Annotated in this window: 14 protein-coding genes and 3 tRNA genes; 6 read left to right on the top strand and 11 right to left on the bottom strand. The window is 31.8% G+C overall.

Annotated features, from left to right (window positions below; translation table 11 throughout):
* On the top strand, positions 1 to 316 hold a 316-nt coding region (locus BUC23_RS15755), incomplete at its 5' end, for an IS3 family transposase (protein WP_139259937.1).
* 53 nt (positions 317 to 369) lie between these two features.
* Here the strand turns inward: BUC23_RS15755 and BUC23_RS15760 are convergent.
* Together BUC23_RS15760 and BUC23_RS15765 are read right to left on the bottom strand one after the other, a co-directional pair.
* Positions 370 to 1,131, bottom strand: a complete 762-nt coding sequence (locus BUC23_RS15760; RefSeq protein ID WP_073211198.1) for a C40 family peptidase — start codon at positions 1,129 to 1,131, stop codon at positions 370 to 372.
* A 71-nt stretch (positions 1,132 to 1,202) separates the two neighbouring features.
* Positions 1,203 to 2,381, bottom strand: a complete 1,179-nt coding sequence (locus tag BUC23_RS15765; RefSeq protein ID WP_073211201.1) for an acetyl-CoA C-acyltransferase — start codon at positions 2,379 to 2,381, stop codon at positions 1,203 to 1,205.
* A 229-nt stretch (positions 2,382 to 2,610) separates the two neighbouring features.
* Between BUC23_RS15765 and BUC23_RS15770 the strand changes: the two genes are divergently transcribed.
* The 4 genes from BUC23_RS15770 (at position 2,611) to BUC23_RS15785 (ending at position 3,634) form a co-directional block, all read left to right on the top strand.
* Positions 2,611 to 2,694: transfer RNA gene (locus tag BUC23_RS15770), tRNA-Ser, on the top strand.
* A gap of 17 nt (positions 2,695 to 2,711) precedes the next feature.
* A tRNA-Pro gene (locus BUC23_RS15775) sits at positions 2,712 to 2,786 on the top strand.
* A 23-nt stretch (positions 2,787 to 2,809) separates the two neighbouring features.
* Positions 2,810 to 2,883: transfer RNA gene (locus BUC23_RS15780), tRNA-Arg, on the top strand.
* Between the two features lie 94 nt (positions 2,884 to 2,977).
* On the top strand, positions 2,978 to 3,634 hold the full coding sequence (locus tag BUC23_RS15785) for a M15 family metallopeptidase (RefSeq protein WP_073211204.1): 657 nt from the start codon (positions 2,978 to 2,980) through the stop codon (positions 3,632 to 3,634).
* On the opposite strand, the gene BUC23_RS15790 is transcribed toward BUC23_RS15785, so the two are convergent.
* The 9 genes from BUC23_RS15790 to tsaD all read right to left on the bottom strand — a co-directional run bounded on the left by BUC23_RS15790 (position 3,635) and on the right by tsaD (position 12,872).
* Complete coding sequence (locus BUC23_RS15790) at positions 3,635 to 4,201, bottom strand: hypothetical protein (RefSeq protein ID WP_073211207.1); 567 nt, start codon at positions 4,199 to 4,201, stop codon at positions 3,635 to 3,637.
* A gap of 2 nt (positions 4,202 to 4,203) precedes the next feature.
* Positions 4,204 to 5,385: a THUMP-like domain-containing protein gene (locus tag BUC23_RS15795; RefSeq protein ID WP_073211210.1), complete on the bottom strand. Its 1,182-nt coding sequence runs from the start codon at positions 5,383 to 5,385 to the stop codon at positions 4,204 to 4,206.
* A 2-nt stretch (positions 5,386 to 5,387) separates the two neighbouring features.
* A complete protein-coding gene (locus tag BUC23_RS15800; protein WP_073211215.1) occupies positions 5,388 to 6,479 on the bottom strand; it encodes an AI-2E family transporter in 1,092 nt (363 codons plus the stop codon).
* Between the two features lie 74 nt (positions 6,480 to 6,553).
* Complete coding sequence (locus BUC23_RS15805) at positions 6,554 to 7,504, bottom strand: zinc metalloprotease (protein ID WP_073211218.1); 951 nt, start codon at positions 7,502 to 7,504, stop codon at positions 6,554 to 6,556.
* Between the two features lie 198 nt (positions 7,505 to 7,702).
* On the bottom strand, positions 7,703 to 8,653 hold the full coding sequence (locus BUC23_RS15810; RefSeq protein ID WP_073211221.1) for a zinc metalloprotease: 951 nt from the start codon (positions 8,651 to 8,653) through the stop codon (positions 7,703 to 7,705).
* A 501-nt stretch (positions 8,654 to 9,154) separates the two neighbouring features.
* Positions 9,155 to 10,105 carry a zinc metalloprotease gene (locus BUC23_RS15815; RefSeq protein ID WP_073211224.1) on the bottom strand — a complete coding sequence of 317 codons (951 nt, stop codon included), beginning with the start codon at positions 10,103 to 10,105 and terminating at the stop codon, positions 9,155 to 9,157.
* Positions 10,106 to 10,479: 374 nt separating this feature from the next.
* Positions 10,480 to 11,115, bottom strand: a complete 636-nt coding sequence (locus BUC23_RS15820; protein WP_073211227.1) for a DUF4159 domain-containing protein — start codon at positions 11,113 to 11,115, stop codon at positions 10,480 to 10,482.
* A gap of 23 nt (positions 11,116 to 11,138) precedes the next feature.
* On the bottom strand, positions 11,139 to 11,846 hold the full coding sequence (locus tag BUC23_RS15825) for a 16S rRNA (uracil(1498)-N(3))-methyltransferase (protein WP_073211229.1): 708 nt from the start codon (positions 11,844 to 11,846) through the stop codon (positions 11,139 to 11,141).
* 3 nt (positions 11,847 to 11,849) lie between these two features.
* Entirely contained in the window at positions 11,850 to 12,872 is a 1,023-nt protein-coding gene (gene tsaD, locus BUC23_RS15830) for a tRNA (adenosine(37)-N6)-threonylcarbamoyltransferase complex transferase subunit TsaD (RefSeq protein ID WP_073211232.1), read from the bottom strand.
* Positions 12,873 to 13,097: 225 nt separating this feature from the next.
* On the opposite strand from tsaD, the gene BUC23_RS15835 reads away from it, so the two are divergent.
* Positions 13,098 to 17,516, top strand: coding sequence for a translocation/assembly module TamB domain-containing protein (locus tag BUC23_RS15835; RefSeq protein WP_139259939.1), 4,419 nt, complete (start codon positions 13,098 to 13,100; stop codon positions 17,514 to 17,516).
* Positions 17,517 to 17,531 lie beyond the last annotated feature (15 nt).

The following is a 17,531-nucleotide window of genomic DNA, read 5'->3' on the forward strand; positions in this document are numbered from 1 at the left end:
ACCTAACAACACTAATCTGACCTTACACTCAGATCAAGGCTGGCAATATCAAATGAAACAATACCAATACTTGTTAAAAGAAAAAGGAATTAAACAAAGTATGTCTAGAAAAGGGAACTGTTTAGATAATGCCATTATTGAAAACTTCTTTGGAATACTAAAATCAGAACTGTTTTACATACAAAAATTTGCAAGTTTAGAAGAACTAAAGCGGGAAATTAAAAAATATATAAACTATTACAATAGCATAAGAATTAAATCAAATTTAAACAAAATGAGCCCGATACAATATCGAGCTCATTATTATCAAAATTAATTATAAATTTGTCCAAACTTTTGGGTTCAGTCTATATCTTGATAGGTTTTTTTTTAAATAATTTTTTTGATAACTCTAAGTTTGTGGGTATGCTTATTTGTTTCAGAATTAAATATTCCCAGATGATCTAATCGGTCAATTCGAACTTTTCCGCTTGCATGAATAATATAATTGTCATCCATAATTATCCCTACATGGATTATGTTGCCTTCCTCATTGTCAAAAAAAGCCAAATCGCCAGGTTCACTTTCCTCGATAAAACTTAAAGCTTCTCCTTGTGTTGATTGCTGTGAAGCATCTCGTAGTAATTTGTAACCATTCAGTTTATAAACCATTTGAGTAAGCCCAGAACAATCAATACCAAAAGGAGTTTTTCCTCCCCAAAGGTATGGTGCATTCAAATACATGAAAGCAGTAGAGATTAAGTTTTCTTTATTCTTTTCTCCACTTGTTTTTGTTCCTTCAAAGTCAAAACCTGATGTATTTATCTCATAATGATTTATAAAAGACAAGGAAGAACCCAAAGGAATTGGCATCAATAAATTGGATGGACCAGTTATATATTCTATTAAATCTGCATTTAGAATGATAGCTTCAGTCGATAACTGATTGTAACTTGATTCAGAAATTATTTGGAACTGCTTAGAATCTACCCAGCCTTCATAACCATCATATTGCATTTTGATAAGGGACCACTGCTTTTGTTGTTCCAAAATTTCAAAATGTTCACCAAATAAAACTTGTGAAACGATTTCGCTTTTATCACTGGCTTCAAACCGAAGAGGTATCATTGCTAGGTTACAAATTCCAAACATTTAGGTTAATTTATGAGTGAAGAAATGCGAGTTATAAGTTGTAAAACTCATAACTCACAATTCATAATTATTTAGGCTCTTTCGATAACAATTGCTGAAGCTCCACCGCCACCGTTGCAAATTGCAGCTGCACCAATTTTACCGTTGTTTTGTTCCAAAACATTCAATAATGTTACGATGATTCTGGCGCCAGAGCATCCTAATGGATGACCTAGGGATACAGCACCACCATTTACATTTACTTTAGTGTCTTCTAATCCTAGAATTTTGGCATTAGCCAATCCAACTACAGCAAATGCTTCGTTAAATTCAAAATAATCTACATCGCTTATGGCTAATCCTGCTTTCTCTAAAGCTTTAGGAATCGCTTTTGATGGACTTGTTGTAAACCATTTAGGTTCTTGCGCAGCATCAGCATAACTTCTTATGTAAGCTAATGGTTTTAATCCTAATGAAATTGCTTTTTCTTCGCTCATCAAAACGATTGCAGCGGCACCATCATTTATTGTAGATGAATTAGCGGCAGTTACCGTACCATCTTTTGTAAATGCGGGGTTCAATGTTGGGATTTTATCTAATTTTACGTTTGTAAATTCTTCGTCTTTAGAAACAATTATTGGATCACCTTTTCTTTGCGGAACTTGAACTGAAACGACCTCATTGTCAAATTTCCCGTCTTTCCATGCACTTGCGCTACGCTCGTACGATTGAATTGCGAAGTTATCTTGTTCTTCTCTAGTAAATTTATATTCAGATGCACATAAGTCAGCACATACGCCCATAGCGTTGTTATCGTAGGCATCAGACAATCCATCTCTTTGCATTCCGTCAATCATGGTTGTTGGACCAAATTTTGTTCCATTTCTCAAATGCATATAGTGCGGAATTATACTCATATTTTCCATACCACCGGCAACAACAATTTCGGCATCACCGCACATAATTGCTTGTGCGCCTAACATTACTGATTTCATTCCTGAAGCACACACTTTATTTATAGTTGTGCAAGCTACAGTATTTGGTAAACCAGCAAATAAAGCCGCTTGACGAGCAGGAGCTTGTCCTACGCCAGCCTGAACAACATTACCCATAAACACTTCATCAACTAAATTTGGATCTAAATTAATTTTATCCAAAGCTCCTTTTATAGCAACCGCCCCTAATCTTGGTGCAGGGACTGCAGATAATCCTCCCATAAAACTTCCGATAGGTGTTCTAACGGCAGACACAATAACAACTCTTTTGTTCATGATATATATAATGTTAGTTTATGTAGCAAATTTAATCTTTTTTATAGAATTTCATATTTTGATTGCATCTTAATATATTTTTAATATTTATTGAACTGTATATGTTTGATTGTGAAGTGTTTTTATAAAAAGGGCAAAAAATATTAAAAAAAAGGGTTCAAATACTTGTGAGTAACGTAAAGATGTCTTAAATTTGCAACCGCAAAACAGGACACGTTTCCTTGAGTTTGGAGGGGTGCCAGAGTGGTAATGGAGCAGTTTGCTAAACTGTCATCGAGTAATCGGTGCCAGGGTTCGAGTCCCTGTCCCTCCGCTTTATATTTTGTTTTTCGGGGTGTAGCGTAGCTCGGTTATCGCGCCTGCTTTGGGAGCAGGAGGCCGCAGGTTCGAATCCTGCCACCCCGACTAGTTTTTTTTACATGAGCAATGGAGGCATAGCTCAGCTGGATAGAGCACCTGCCTTCTAAGCAGGCGGTCGAAGGTTCGAATCCTTCTGCCTTCACAAAAACCGATACTTTAATTAGTATCGGTTTTTTTGTTTTTATATCTGATGTAAAGCCCTAATTTATCTTATTTTTATAAAAAAATAATATTTTATGACTTCCTACTTAAAATCTGGTATTCTTTTTTGTTTTCTTGTGGGGATGGTTTCCTGTAAATCACAAGTTGCAAGTACTAAAATAAAAGAAGAAAATACGTCTATTAGTGATACTACCTTAGTGAATTTAAAAGACTATAGTCAAGATTTTGTGTATGACATGAAATACGCGACAACTGATAATTTCTTAAAAGCAAAAGTATATAATTGTGCAGAATGTTTTCTTCGCTTAAAAACGGTGAAAGCATTGATTGAAGTGAATACTGCATTCAAGAAAAAGGGCTATAAAATCAAAATTTTTGATTGTTACCGCCCTTTGGATATTCAAAAAAAAATGTGGAAGATTGTTTCTAACCCGGAATATGTTGCAAATCCCGCCAAAGGTTCCATTCATAATAGAGGAGGAGCAGTCGACATAACTTTGGTTTCTATTGATGGAAAAGAACTAGATATGGGAACTCCTTTTGATTTTTTCGGCAAAGAAGCAGGGCACAATTTCACTGACTTATCCCAAGAAGTGAAGGCAAATAGAATGTTGTTAAAGGAAGAAATGACAAATGCCAATTTTAATTCATTCGATTCTGAATGGTGGCACTATAACTTGAAATCAGGGTTGAATGATAAAATTTCAAATGTTAAATGGAACTGTGATTGATTATTCGATACACGGGATGGTATTGATAAAGAATTTTTCAGGTTGGTAAACCTGATTGTTCAACTCAGAAGTAAATTCTTTTTTGACCACATAATCTTCAGTATCGGTTAAATATTTAATTCTCATCAACGATACAGGTGAATTTTTTAATTCTTCAAAACTATCTTTCAGAAACATAAAACTGCCTGTAATTACTCGATTGTCAAAATTTTTGTCATCCCGAATCAAAGAGCCACAATTTTCTTCATCGATATGAATTAAAGTGATTATTTTTCCATTGTTTAACTGTAAAAATAATTTCGAATTTTTATCAAAACAATTTGCTTTCAAGAATCCTTTGCTTTTTTGAAGCATTTGAACATTCAAGGTAGGTAAACCATCTGTTAAAGCTATTGAAAAAAATATATAGTTTGTATTACCGGCAAAATTTTGCTCCGAAATAATATATTCTTTTGTCGATTTATAAGTACCTAGAGAATCGGTAACATCTATGTTGAACTCACATGGTTTTTGAGCAAATGAAGTAAAGCTTATAAGTAATAAAGTAAGTGCAATCAGTTGTTTCATTTTTATTTTATTTTGTTGCAAATTAAAACAATTTTGCGATTATTTTCATCAGTTGTAAAAAAACAAAAAACATTTCCTCCGTCTTTTATTCTCCATTTTTTTCGAATACTTTCCACTGCATCAGGAAAATTTCTAATCGTTATATTGGCTTGTTTGTTTTCTAAATGTGTTTTTATCTCTGTTTTATTGTATGGTATTGTATTTACAATTTCAAAAATTCTTCCTGGGAAATCTATTAATTCTTCTGAGGTATATAAGTGAGAAAACTTATGAAGTTTGTTAAGCTTAAAATAAGTACTTACTTCGTCAAAGCCTCCTGATTTCATAATGGCGCTATTGGGCTCATACAGATATTTTTGAGGTAAACAAAAATGGGGTAATTTTGATTCTTCGTTTAATACAAAATCAAATGTTTCTAATTTTTCCCTAACGATATTTACCGTTTTGATCGTAATTGCTCCATTATATTCTTTGTGTAATTCCCACAGCAGTTCTTTTACTTCGTTTTCTAAAGCAACAATATGAATAGTTTTTACATTTTTAAGTTCTAATAAACCTGCTGAAATATCGAGTAACGGCGCTGTTTTTATTAAAATTGAATCCGAGTTTTTAAAATAGAAGTCTATATTTTCGGGAACATTTGGTAAGCAATCCTTTAGCATAAAAACTTTGCCTTTGGCATCATTCCTTCTGGAAGGATCAATATAAATCCAATTCCATTTTTTGTTTAATGATGTTAAAGTTGCTAAGCTGTCTCCTGAATAACAAGTGATATTCTTTGCTTCCAATTGTTCAAAATTGTGTTTTACCAAATTTGATAAATCTGGATTAATTTCGCAATGGGCAACTGCTTTTATTTTTTTTGAAAAATAAAAATCATCTACACCAAAACCTCCAGTCAAATCGATTAAACTAGCCCCGGAAACAATAGTAGATTTGTACAAAGCTGTTTTTTCGGAAGAAGTTTGTTCAATAGAAATTTTAGCTGGATAAATAATATTTTTTGTCGAAAACCAAGTTGGGAGTTTGTCTTTACTTTTTGTTTTGGCTTCTATTTGATTCAAAATAGAAATCCATTCTACTTCTGGAAAAGGATTCTTCTGCAATGCTAATTTTGAAATAGAGATTCCAATATTTTTTTTTATAAATTCTTGAATTTCAGAATTTAGAATATTTACATTCAAAATTAAATATTTTTAGTTAACAGCTGAATTATTTTATTCTCTGGAAAAAATTCTTTGCCTATTACTTTTAGTATGGTATAAAGTGGAACCGCTACAATCATTCCTAAAATGCCAAAAAGAAAGCCTGCCATTAATATCACAAGGAATATTTCTAGCGGATGAGAACTTACACTTTTTGAAAAAATAATGGGCTGCGATACATTATTGTCAATAATTTGAACTATCCAAAAACCTAACAGAACATACAATGTAGTGGGTAGAATTTCAGATTGAAAATCACTTCCTAAATTACTAATCATAGTAAGAATCGCTGCTAAAATAGAGGCTATTAATGGTCCAATATAAGGTATGATATTTAATACGGCACATAAAAATGCAATGACAATCGAGTTTGGAATCCCAAAAATGAGTAAAACAATAATATACGACAGGAAAACGATAAATAATTGAATTAATAAACCGATGAAATAGCGTGACAATAGGTGATTTATTTTTTCTAAAGAATTCAAAATCTGGTCCTCGTGGCTATCTGGTATTATTTTTTTTGCTCCTAAAATGAATAATAATCGATCTTTCAAAAAGAAAAAAGTAATAAATAAAACGGAGGCCAATCCCATTCCGAAACTACTGATTGTGCCAAAGATTACATTTAAAAAATTAGGGATAAGATTAAAATTTATTTTGGAGGTAATATCCGCTTCTTTTAAAATTCTTGAGGAATCAATCTGGTGGCTTTCTAGGAAAATGGAAATTTGATTGATTAATTGAATAATGCTTTTTTCAATCTCTGCAGTATTTAAAAGAGATAAATTCTGACCTTGAGATAATATCAAAGGTATAAACATCATAACAAACCCAGCTATGATAAGAATGAATAGGAGCAAAGTTGTAATTGTTGCGAATGTATGATTGAATTTAAGTCTTCTTTTAAAAAAATCTAAAATGGGATTCCCTATTAATGTAAGAATTAATGCAATGATAAGGTAAATCAGCACCGATTGAATTTGATATAGAAAATAAAGAAACAGAGCAACTGAAACCAGTACGATTACTGCTCTCAATATTCCATTGGCTATAATTTTTGATGTGATCATTTATACTTTTTAGGATATAAAGATAAAAAAACTCGCTAACAAGTAGCGAGTTTTAAAATGTAAAATCTTAAAAATTATATTCCAAAAGCTGATCTTACACCACCCGAAACAAATAAAGCAGACATTCTTGCTTTTTGACCAGTAGTAAACATGTACATTCCTCTGTCGTCAGTGTAATCCATATAATTCATTGTCATTTCATTGTGAGCTGGTAAACAGGCGCTTACGTATGGATACGTTGGTGCACCAAAATTTGCAGTTTTGTGAACCGGAGTGTCAGAAACTAAGTCGTTCCCACATGAAGCATCACCCCAAATATGTCTAAGGTTCATCCAGTGGCCTATTTCGTGAGATGCAGTTCTACCTAGATTATACGGAGCACTTGCCGCGCTTGATAAACCAAAGTAGAAAGAATCGATAACAACTCCATCAGTTGCTAAAGAACCTCCGGGAAATTGTGCATATCCTAAAATCCCACCTCCTATAGTACACGCCCACATGTTTAAAGTTGTGGTTGGAGAAGTAGGATCTAATCCTCCTCTTTTTGAATTTTTCATGGCATCTCTGGTCCCCCACGAAGTTTTAGTAGTTGATTTTCTATTAATCTTAACTAATTCAAAAGTGATACCAACATTTGCAGCTACACCAGCAAACTCAGCAGGAGTGTTACTGAAATCAGGGTTTGTTGCAGTAAAGTCTTTGTTTAGGACATCAATTTGCGATTGTATTTGTGCATCAGAGATATTTTCGGCGGGTGTTCTGTATAACACATTAACAACTACTGGAATTACTAATTTTGTATAGACTAGACGGTTAGCTAAGATTGATTTTTTTGTAAAAGCTTCTATTTCATTCATTCTTAAAGCCAAAGTTGGGTCAGCTTTTAATTGTTCAGCTAAAACGTCTTGTGAAGCACATGTTCGTTGTACAATAGCTTTTGTGGTAGAGGAATTTAAATCTGTTTGGTCATTTTGACAAGAAAATAACATCAAAAATGCCGTTGTAGTTAAAATAATTTTTTTCATAATAATAGTTTTTAAGATTATAAATCACTGTTTGTCAAAATAATAGCAATAAATTTACGATTATTATTTGTTAAAATTGGATTTATAAGCTTGAAATTATGTTGTACTACAATCATGTTGGGAAGATTAATCACTAAATGTTAAGTCAAAAAAAAACTCGCTAACAAGTAGCGAGTTTTAATTCTAAAATCTAAAAAATTATATTCCGAAACCTGATCTTGCTCCACCTGAAACAAATAAAGCAGACATTCTTGATTTTTGACCGTTAGTAAACATATACATTCCTCTGTCGTCAGTGTAATCCATGTAGTTCATTGTCATTTCGTTGTGAGCAGGTAAACATGTACTTACATAAGGATAAGTTGGCACACCAAAGTTTGAAGTTTTGTGAACCGGAGTGTCAGAAACTAAATCATCTCCACAAGAAGCATCTCCCCATATGTGACGAAGATTCATCCAGTGACCTACTTCATGTGAAGCAGTTCTTCCTAAATTATAAGGAGCACTTGCAGCGCTTGATAAACCGAAGTAGAAAGAGTCGATAACAACTCCATCGGTTGCTAAAGAACCTCCAGGAAATTGAGCATATCCTAAGATACCACCGCCAATTGTACAAGCCCACATGTTTAATGTTGTTGTAGGTGTTGTAGGATCTAAACCTCCTTGTTTTGTTTTTTTCATTGCATCTCTAGTTCCCCATGAAGATTTAGTTGTTGATTTTCTATTAATCTTCACTAATTCAAAAGTGATCCCAACATTTGCAGCTACACCAGCAAATTCAGCAGGAGTACTACTAAAATCAGCGTTTGTTGCAGTGTAATCTTTGTTTAATACGTCAATTTGTGATTGAATTTGAGCATCAGAGATATTTTCAGCAGCAGTTCTGTATAATACATTTACGACAACTGGAATTACTACTTTACCATTTACCAAACGGTTAGTTAACATTGATTTTTTTGTAAAGGCTTCAATTTCGTTCATTCTTAAAGCTAAAGTAGGATCAGCTTTTAATTGTTCAGCCAAAACATCTTGTGATGCACATGAACGACGAGCTGTAGCATTTGTTGCAGCAGCAGTAGATTCTGTTTGGTCATTTTGACAAGAGAAAAGCATTAAAAATGCCGTTGCAGTTAAAAGAATTTTTTTCATAATTAATTGGGGTTACTTGTTATAAAAGATAGGTTTTGGTTAATAATAATGCAATTCTATAACAATTTTTTGAATAAAAAAAATATATTTAAAAGAAAAATCTACCGACTATATCGTTTTCGTAAAGTTAATTTGTCTGTTATGAGGTTTTACCTTACAATTAAATAATTAATGTGACTTTTTAACTGAATACTTGTCAATGATTATCGTATTTAGTTCATTAATTAAATTATTATAAGAATACTTTCAAAAAAGTTGTAAAGTGGAGCTATTGGAATTACGTGGTTGTTTTAGTCATAAAAAATGAATTTTTTTATTATTATTTGAAAACTAATTTAGGGCAAAGAGATTAATTTAAGGAACTACATATTAGCGTTGTGAATTATGGGAAGCAAATTGTAGTATTTTATGCCAAGTGGATTAATACTATTTCCTTTGACTTACTTTTAAATAAAAAACTCGCTAACAAGTAGCGAGTTTTAGAATCTTAAAATTTAAAAATTATATTCCGAATCCTGATCTTGCACCACCTGATACAAAAATAGCAGACATTCTTGATTTTTGTCCATTTGAAAACATATACATTGCATTATCATCAGTATAGTCCATGTAGTTCATAGTCATCTCTACCGGAGTTCCTGAACATGTACTGTAATGTGGATATGCAGGAACACCATAATTTGCATCGTTATGAGTTGGTGTGTCAGATACTAAATCACTTCCACAATTAGCATCACCCCAAATATGACGTAAATTCATCCAGTGTCCTACTTCATGCGTCGCAGTTCTTCCTAAGTTGTAAGGAGCACTAGCAGTTCCAGATAATCCGACATATTTAGAATCAATAGCTACTCCATCAGTTGAAGATGCTCCACCTGGGAATTGTGCATAGCCTAAGATCCCACCACCAATTGTACAAACCCATAAGTTAAGTTTTGTAGTAGGTGAAGTAGGAGCAATTCCGCCATAAGTTGTTTTTTTCATGGTGTCAGTAGTTCCCCATGAAGTTTTAGTTGTAGATTTTCTAATTACTTGATCTAATACAAATGTGATTCCAACATTTGCTTTTACACCTGAAAATAAAGAAGGAACTTTATTAAAATCAGAGTTTGTTGCGTTAAAATCTTGATTCAGTACATTAATTTGAGATTGAATCTGTGTTAAAGAGATATTTTCAGCAGTTGTTCGATATAAAACATTTACCACAACTGGAATCTCAACTTTTCCGTTTACTAAACGATTGGTTAGCATAGCATTTTGGGTAAAAGCTTCAATTTGGTTCATTCTTAAAGCTAAAGTAGGGTCAGCTTTTAATTGAGCAGCTAATACATCTTGAGATGCACAACTACGTTTGGTAAGAGCAGTAGCATTTTGCGTTGTTGATTCAGTTGTGTCATTTTGACAAGAGAAAAGCATTAAAAATGCAGTTGCGGTTAAAAGAATTTTTTTCATAATAAATAAGGGCTTTTGTTATAAAATATTGGTTTTGGTTAATATTACTGCAATTATATAACAATTTTTTAAATAAAAAAATATTTCTAAAAATAATAAAAATGAATATGTAACGTTGAAGCGCCTATTTTCAAAGTTGTTAAATAATCATATTTAATTCCTTCGTATCAGGTAAATTTGTACTACAACACTATTTTTTGAAGTACTTCGTCAATGGTAGCTTCGAAAAGCTATAAAAAGGAGAGAGGAGAATTGTTTATAAATACTACAATAATTCTAAGTTAAAAACGAAATGTTTGGACAAACTAATGAATAAAAAAAGAACTATTTTATGAAAAATAATTAAGGAAAGTTATGATTGTCCTTTTTAACTACTAATTAAAGATATAATTTATGATATTAGCCCCCATTTTTAGTGCTTTTTCACGAACTTCTATTGGGTCGTTATGTACTTCGGGATCTTCCCAACCGTCGCCTAAGTCACATTCATAGGTATAAAGCAGTACTAATTTGTTTTCTACAAATATTCCAAAAGCCTGTGGTCGTTTGCCATCATGCTCATGTATTTTAGGTAATCCACTAGAAAAAAGGTACGGTTTCTGAAAAATGGCATGATTTGAAGGGATTTCTACTAAATCAGTACCAGGGAATATTTTTTTAATTTCCTTTCTAATGTATTGATCCATGCCATAATTATCATCAATGTGAAGAAAACCGCCAGCTGATAAATAATTTCTAAGATTAATTACATCACTATCACTAAACACTACATTTCCGTGTCCAGTCATATGGACGAACGGATAGGAAAGTAAATCGGGACTGCTTGGTTCAACAGTTCCTGGCTTCGATTTTATTTTAGTGTTTATATTCGCATTACAATATTTTATTAAATTGGGCAATGAAGTTGGGTTAGCATACCAATCTCCTCCACCACCATATTTTAATAAAGCTATTTCTTGCGAAAATGAAGAAATAGATACTAGAAATACTATGTAAAATATTTTTTTCATGACTCGCAAGAAGTTATTAATTATTAATTTTCATTAACAAAAACTACGCTATGACACGCAACAATTGCGGCAGTTTCTGTTCTTAATCGGGTATTTCCTAAAGAAACCGGAATATAATTTGAATCAAGTGCTAATTCGATTTCTTTTTCTGTAAAATCTCCTTCAGGACCAATGAGTATTGTAACATTTTCATTCGGTTTTAAGGCTGTTTTTAGAGTTTTTTTATCTGTTTCTTCGCAATGAGCTATAAAATTTAATCCTTGTTGTTTTTGTTTCAAAAATTCTTTGAACGGTATAGCATTATTTAATTTAGGAAGAAATAATACATTAGATTGCTTCATGGCAGTCAATAGAATTTTTTCAAATCTTTCGGTATTGATTACTTTTCTTTCGGATCGATCACAAATAATAGGGGTGATTTCATGAATACCAATTTCAGTAGCTTTTTCTAAAAACCATTCAAAACGATCATTCATTTTGGTTGGAGCTACGACTAAATGCAAATGAAATTTAGGAGTTGCTGATTTTTCGAAAGAAATAATTTTCACTGTGCATTTACTGTCAGAAGCTAAAGTAATTTCGGTCTTAAATAATAAACCTAAGCCATTGGTAACATAGAGAATATCAGTATCTTTTTTTCGTAATACTTTAATAATATGTTTGCTTTCTTCTTTATCAAAAGAAAAGTTTTCAGTGGTTTCATTAATATTTATATTATAAAATAATTGCATAATTTAGAATTGTATTCTTGCTTTAGAAACAACAGATGAAGTTTCGAAATTTTTAGTTAAAAATTTTTGGTAACCTACAATTCCAATCATTGCAGCGTTATCCGTAGTGTATTCAAATTTAGGAATAAATGTTTTCCATCCATATTTATTCTCCGTTTCTTTTAATGTTTTTCGGATTCCTGAATTGGCAGAAACACCACCTCCAATTGCGATTTGTTTTATTCCTGTTTCCTTTACAGCTAATTTTAATTTATCCATTAAAATTTCAATTATTGTAAACTGAATAGAGGCACAAATATCATCCAAATTTTCTTCAATAAATTTAGGGTTTTCAAGCTTTTTCTTTTGAATAAAATATAAAATGGCTGTTTTTAATCCGGAGAAACTAAAATCTAATCCTGGAACTTTTGGTTTTGTAAATACAAAAGCCTTAGGATTTCCTAATTGCGCATGTTTATCAATTAAAGGACCGCCAGGGTAGGGAAGACCAAGTATTTTTGCACTCTTGTCAAAAGCTTCGCCAACCGCATCATCAGTGGTTTCTCCTATAATAGTCAGGTTAAAAAAATCATTAACTCGCACAATTTGGGTATGTCCTCCGCTAATTGTTAACGCCAAAAACGGGAAAGTAGGTTTTTCAAATCCTTCTTCATCGATAAAATGAGCTAATATGTGAGCATGCATGTGATTTACAGCAATCAAAGGAATTTTCAATGCTAATGCTAATGATTTTGCAAATGAGCTGCCAACAAGAAGAGATCCCATCAATCCTGGTCCTTGGGTAAATGCGATTGCTGATAGCTGTTCTTTTTGTATCTTTGCTTTTCGGAGTGCAGCATCAATTACCGGTACTATATTTTGCTGATGTGCGCGAGAAGCTAGTTCAGGAACTACGCCGCCATATTGAGTATGAATTAACTGATTAGCAACAACATTTGACAAGACTTTATCGTTTTGTAAAATAGCAGCAGCTGTATCATCACATGAACTTTCGATAGCAAGAATAAAAACCTCTGGATTTTGCATAAAAAGGCACAAATTTTGAATTATATTTGACGAACTGATTTTAAAATATTTATTTTTACGGCGGAGCCAAAATTAAAGAATTTTTATTAAAAGGACCGCTGTTTCTAAAAGCAAAATAAAATATTATAAAAATTAAAAAAATAAACAAGTATCAAAAAATTTAGAAAAATAGTATTTCGTTCTATACTTGGACTTATCCTACTTTTATTGGTGCTTGGTATTGCATTGACAACACCTTTTGTTCAAACAAAAATAGCTCAATATTTTGTCCGAAGTCTTAATAAAGATTTTAAAACTGATATTGCAATTGATGGAGTTGCGGTATCTATTTTTGGGGGTGTAAAGTTTAAAAAAGTTTTGATACTGGATCATCATAAAGACACTTTGATTTATGCAAATCGAATTAAAACGACAATTTTAGAGGGTAAAAAATTATTAGATGGTGATTTGGTTTTTGGAGATTTACGTTTAGATGGTTTAATTTTTAATTTAAAAACGTATAAAAACGAGAAATTCTCCAATATTGATAAGTTTATTGCCGCCTTTGAAACCGGAAAAAAGTCAAAAAAACATTTTCTATTAAAATCTTCTAAACTTCATGTTTATAATGGTCATTTCATTTTAACAGATGAGAATAGGGCGACCCCTATATCAGTTAATTTTAGTAAATTGAATGCCTCTGTCGATGATTTTCAATTGTATGGCTCAGAAGTTACTACCATAATCAACAAAATGTCCTTTCTGGATCATCGTGGTTTATATGTTGAGAATTTAAGTTCAAAATTTAGTTATTCGAAGAAGAGTATTAAACTGGAAGATCTTGATTTATTAACTAGGGGATCAAAGGTAAAGGGGACGGTCTATTTGAATTATAAAATTGAAGATTTCTCCAATTTTACGGATAAAGTTCAATTTAATATAAAATTGGATACGGCGTCAATTGCGTCAAATGACATTCGGTTTTTTTATAAAGAGTTGGGCAAAAACCAGCATTTTTTTACAAAAGCAAATATTAAGGGAACGCTGAATGATTTAAGGATAACAAATTTAAATTTAATTGATTCCAAAAACACTCAGATAATAGGTGATATAAATTTCAAGAATTTATTTGCAAACAAAGAGCATGGGTTTTACATGTATGGTAAATTTGATAAACTTTATTCCAGCTATGACAAGCTCATAGTTATACTTCCTGATATTTTGGGAAAAAAGCTGCCAACCACGCTAAAAAAATTAGGAAAATTTTCTGCCAAGGGTATTACACATATTACTACTACGACAATTGATGCTGATTTTTCAATGGTAACAGAATTGGGAAAAGTGACTTCTAAATTACAGATGAAAAATATAGATGTGATCGACAAAGCGTCTTATGTAGGAAATGTTGTTATTGAAGATTTTGACATAGGTACTTTATTTGATAGAAAAGATATAGGAAGAGTAAGTTTTGATTTAGATGTGGATGGAAAAGGGTTTAAAGAAAAATATTTAGATACATCGATAAAAGGGGATGTGAGTCAAATTGATTACAATAATTACACCTATAATAATGTAGTCGTAAATGGTAATTTTAAAATGCCTAATTATAAAGGACAACTTTCAGTAAATGACCCTAATTTAAGTATGACATTTGATGGTTTACTGGATTTAAGCAAAAAAGACAGTCGATACGATTTTCATATTAATGTTGAGAACGCTGATTTGCATAAATTAAATTTTGTAAAAGATTCTATATCTATTTTCAAAGGAGATGTTGTTGTTCAAGCTTCCGGTAATACTATTGAGAATCTTCAGGGAGATTTGTATGTTAATAAAACTTCATATCAAAATGTAAAAGGAACCTATAATTTTGATGATTTTGCTATAAAATCAAGTTTTGATCAAAATCGAGTACGAACTATAGTTGTAAATTCTCCAGATGTTATGGAGGGTGAAATTGTTGGTAAATACGAGTTTAGTCAATTAAAAAATATGATAACTAATTCGTTGGGAAGTCTTTATACGAATTACAAGCCCAATAAAGTAAAAAAAGGACAGTTTCTTAAATTTGATTTTACCATTTATAATAAAATTATTGAAATATTCTATCCTGAAATTTCTATTGGACCTAACACTATTGTAAAGGGAAATATTAACTCAGACAATCAAGAGTTTAAATTAAATTTTAATTCCCCACAGATAAAAGCATCAGATAATACATTTGATAACATCAGGATTTCCGTAGATAATAAAAACCCGCTTTATAATGCTTATATTGAATTAGATAGTATAAAAAATAAGTATTATAAAATCAGAGATTTTAGTTTGATTAATGTGACTATGAAAGATACCTTGTTCTTTCGCTCAGAATTTAAAGGAGGCGATAAGGGGGAAGATTATTACAATCTAAATTTATACCACACGATTAATAAGAATAACAAAAATGTTGTTGGAATTAGTAAATCAGAAGTTAAATTTAAAGATTATTTATGGTTTTTAAATGAACAGGAGGCACCTGATAACCAAATTGTTTTTGATAAATCATTTAAAAATTTTAATATTGATAATATAATTCTGTCACATGAAGATCAGGCAATCTCATTGATGGGAGATATAAACGGACCGACCTACAAAGATTTAAAATTGAGTTTCAAAGATGTCGATTTAAATAAAATTACGCCCGAGAATGAAAAATTTGTTTTTAATGGTAATATTAATGGGGAAGTACATTACAAGCAAGACAAGAATGTTTACCAGCCAACAGCATCAATTGAGATCGACCATTTAAACGTAAATAAAACTGATCTAGGGTTATTGACTTTCGATATAGAAGGGGATGAAAACTTTAAAAAGTTCACGATTAATTCCACTATTGAAAATGAAAATATCGAGTCTTTTAATGCGAATGGAAATTTTGAGATCGTAAATAAAGAAACAGTACTGGATCTAAAATTAAAATTCGATAAATTTAATTTGGGTACATTAAGCTCTCTAGGGGGTGAAGTGTTGTCAAATATAAGAGGTTTTGTTTCGGGAAATTCAACAATTCAGGGAAATCTTAAAAAGCCAGATATTAATGGTCGTCTGTATGTTGATGATGCTGGATTGACCATTCCTTATTTGAATGTAGATTATGCATTGAAAGATAAAACAATAATTGATCTTTCTGATGAGCGGTTTTTGTTTAGAGATAACACATTGACAGACACAAAATATGGTACAAAGGGGTCTTTAAACGGAAGTATTCAGCACAAAAATTTTTCGGACTGGAAATTAGACTTAACTATAAATTCAAAAAGACTCTTAGCATTAGATACTAAAGACAGTGATGACGCGGCTTATTACGGTACTGCATTTATAGATGGTACGGCAACCATAAAAGGGCCTACAAATGGACTTTTTATAAAAGTTGATGCAAAATCGGAGAAAGGAACAACGATTAAAATTCCTATTAACAATGCGCAAAGTGTTAGTGATAATAGTTTTATTCATTTCGTTACTCCAAAAGAAAAATATAATATCGAAAAAGGAATTTTTGAAAACACTAGAAATTATAAAGGACTCGAATTAGAATTTGATTTAGATATAACTCCAGATGCCGAAGTAGAAGTGATTCTAGATCGAAATACCGGTCATGGAATGAAAGGAAAAGGTTTTGGATCTTTGTTGTTTAAGATAAACACATTAGGTAAATTTAATATGTGGGGAGATTTCCAGGCGTATGAAGGAAGCTATAATTTTAAATATGGCGGACTTATCGATAAGAAATTTGCTGTAAAAAAAGGCGGATCAATTACATGGGAAGGTAATCCTATGAAAGCACAATTAAATTTAGAAGCAGTATATAAAACCACTGCAAACCCTGCTGTGCTTTTAGAAAATTCGTCCTTTAACTCAAAAGTGCCTGTTGAAGTTATAATTGGTGTTCGAGGCGATTTGACGAGCCCGGAACCGGATTTTAATATTGAATTTCCAACGGTTAGTAATGTATTAAAATCTGAAATTCAATACAAATTAAATGACAAGGATGTTAGACAGACACAAGCTTTGTATCTATTATCGTCTGGTGGTTTCTTAAGTCCGGAAGGAGTAAATCAATCGGACTTTTCAGGAAGTTTGTTTGAGACAGCTACAAGTTTGTTAGGTGGTATAATACGTACTGATAATGAGAAATTTAAAGTTGGATTTAATTTTGTTTCTGCTGATAGGAGAATTGGAAGAGAAACTGATGGAAGATTTATAGCTACAATTTCATCAAAAATTAATGAAAGGATTACAATAAACGGAAAAGTAGGGGTTCCTTTTGGAGGGATAAATGAATCAGCAATTGTAGGCGATGTAGAAGTGCTTTATAGAGTTAATGAAGACGGAAGCATGAATTTGCGTCTTTTTAACAAAGAAAATGATATAAACTACATAGGACAAGGAATTGGTTATACACAAGGTGTAGGGGTTTCTTACGAAGTGGATTTTGATACCTTTAAAGAATTTGTCAATAAAATATTCAAAAGCCATAAATTAGGAGTTGAGAGCAGCCCGAATCCTGCTATAGAAGATCAGGACTCTGATTTAGCTCCTGATTATATTAATTTTTCGAATCCCAAAAAATCAAAAACTAAAAAACCGGACATCGATCAGGAAGCTCTATCACCTGAAGAGGATTAATTAACTTGACTATCA

The organism is Flavobacterium xinjiangense (assembly GCF_900142885.1).
GTDB classification, from domain to species: Bacteria; Bacteroidota; Bacteroidia; order Flavobacteriales; family Flavobacteriaceae; genus Flavobacterium; species Flavobacterium xinjiangense.

What these genes read in the sequence shown, in the direction of transcription:
- tsaD (WP_073211232.1), bottom strand. Translation starts at nt 12,872, where the DNA reads ATGCAAAATCCAGAGGTTTTTATTCTTGCTATCGAAAGTTCATGTGAT.
- BUC23_RS15760 (WP_073211198.1), bottom strand. Translation starts at nt 1,131, where the DNA reads ATGTTTGGAATTTGTAACCTAGCAATGATACCTCTTCGGTTTGAAGCC.
- BUC23_RS15805 (WP_073211218.1), bottom strand. Translation starts at nt 7,504, where the DNA reads ATGAAAAAAATTATTTTAACTACAACGGCATTTTTGATGTTATTTTCT.
- BUC23_RS15790 (WP_073211207.1), bottom strand. Translation starts at nt 4,201, where the DNA reads ATGAAACAACTGATTGCACTTACTTTATTACTTATAAGCTTTACTTCA.
- BUC23_RS15815 (WP_073211224.1), bottom strand. Translation starts at nt 10,105, where the DNA reads ATGAAAAAAATTCTTTTAACCGCAACTGCATTTTTAATGCTTTTCTCT.
- BUC23_RS15765 (WP_073211201.1), bottom strand. Translation starts at nt 2,381, where the DNA reads ATGAACAAAAGAGTTGTTATTGTGTCTGCCGTTAGAACACCTATCGGA.
- BUC23_RS15825 (WP_073211229.1), bottom strand. Translation starts at nt 11,846, where the DNA reads ATGCAATTATTTTATAATATAAATATTAATGAAACCACTGAAAACTTT.
- BUC23_RS15820 (WP_073211227.1), bottom strand. Translation starts at nt 11,115, where the DNA reads ATGAAAAAAATATTTTACATAGTATTTCTAGTATCTATTTCTTCATTT.
- BUC23_RS15785 (WP_073211204.1), top strand. Translation starts at nt 2,978, where the DNA reads ATGACTTCCTACTTAAAATCTGGTATTCTTTTTTGTTTTCTTGTGGGG.
- BUC23_RS15800 (WP_073211215.1), bottom strand. Translation starts at nt 6,479, where the DNA reads ATGATCACATCAAAAATTATAGCCAATGGAATATTGAGAGCAGTAATC.
- BUC23_RS15810 (WP_073211221.1), bottom strand. Translation starts at nt 8,653, where the DNA reads ATGAAAAAAATTCTTTTAACTGCAACGGCATTTTTAATGCTTTTCTCT.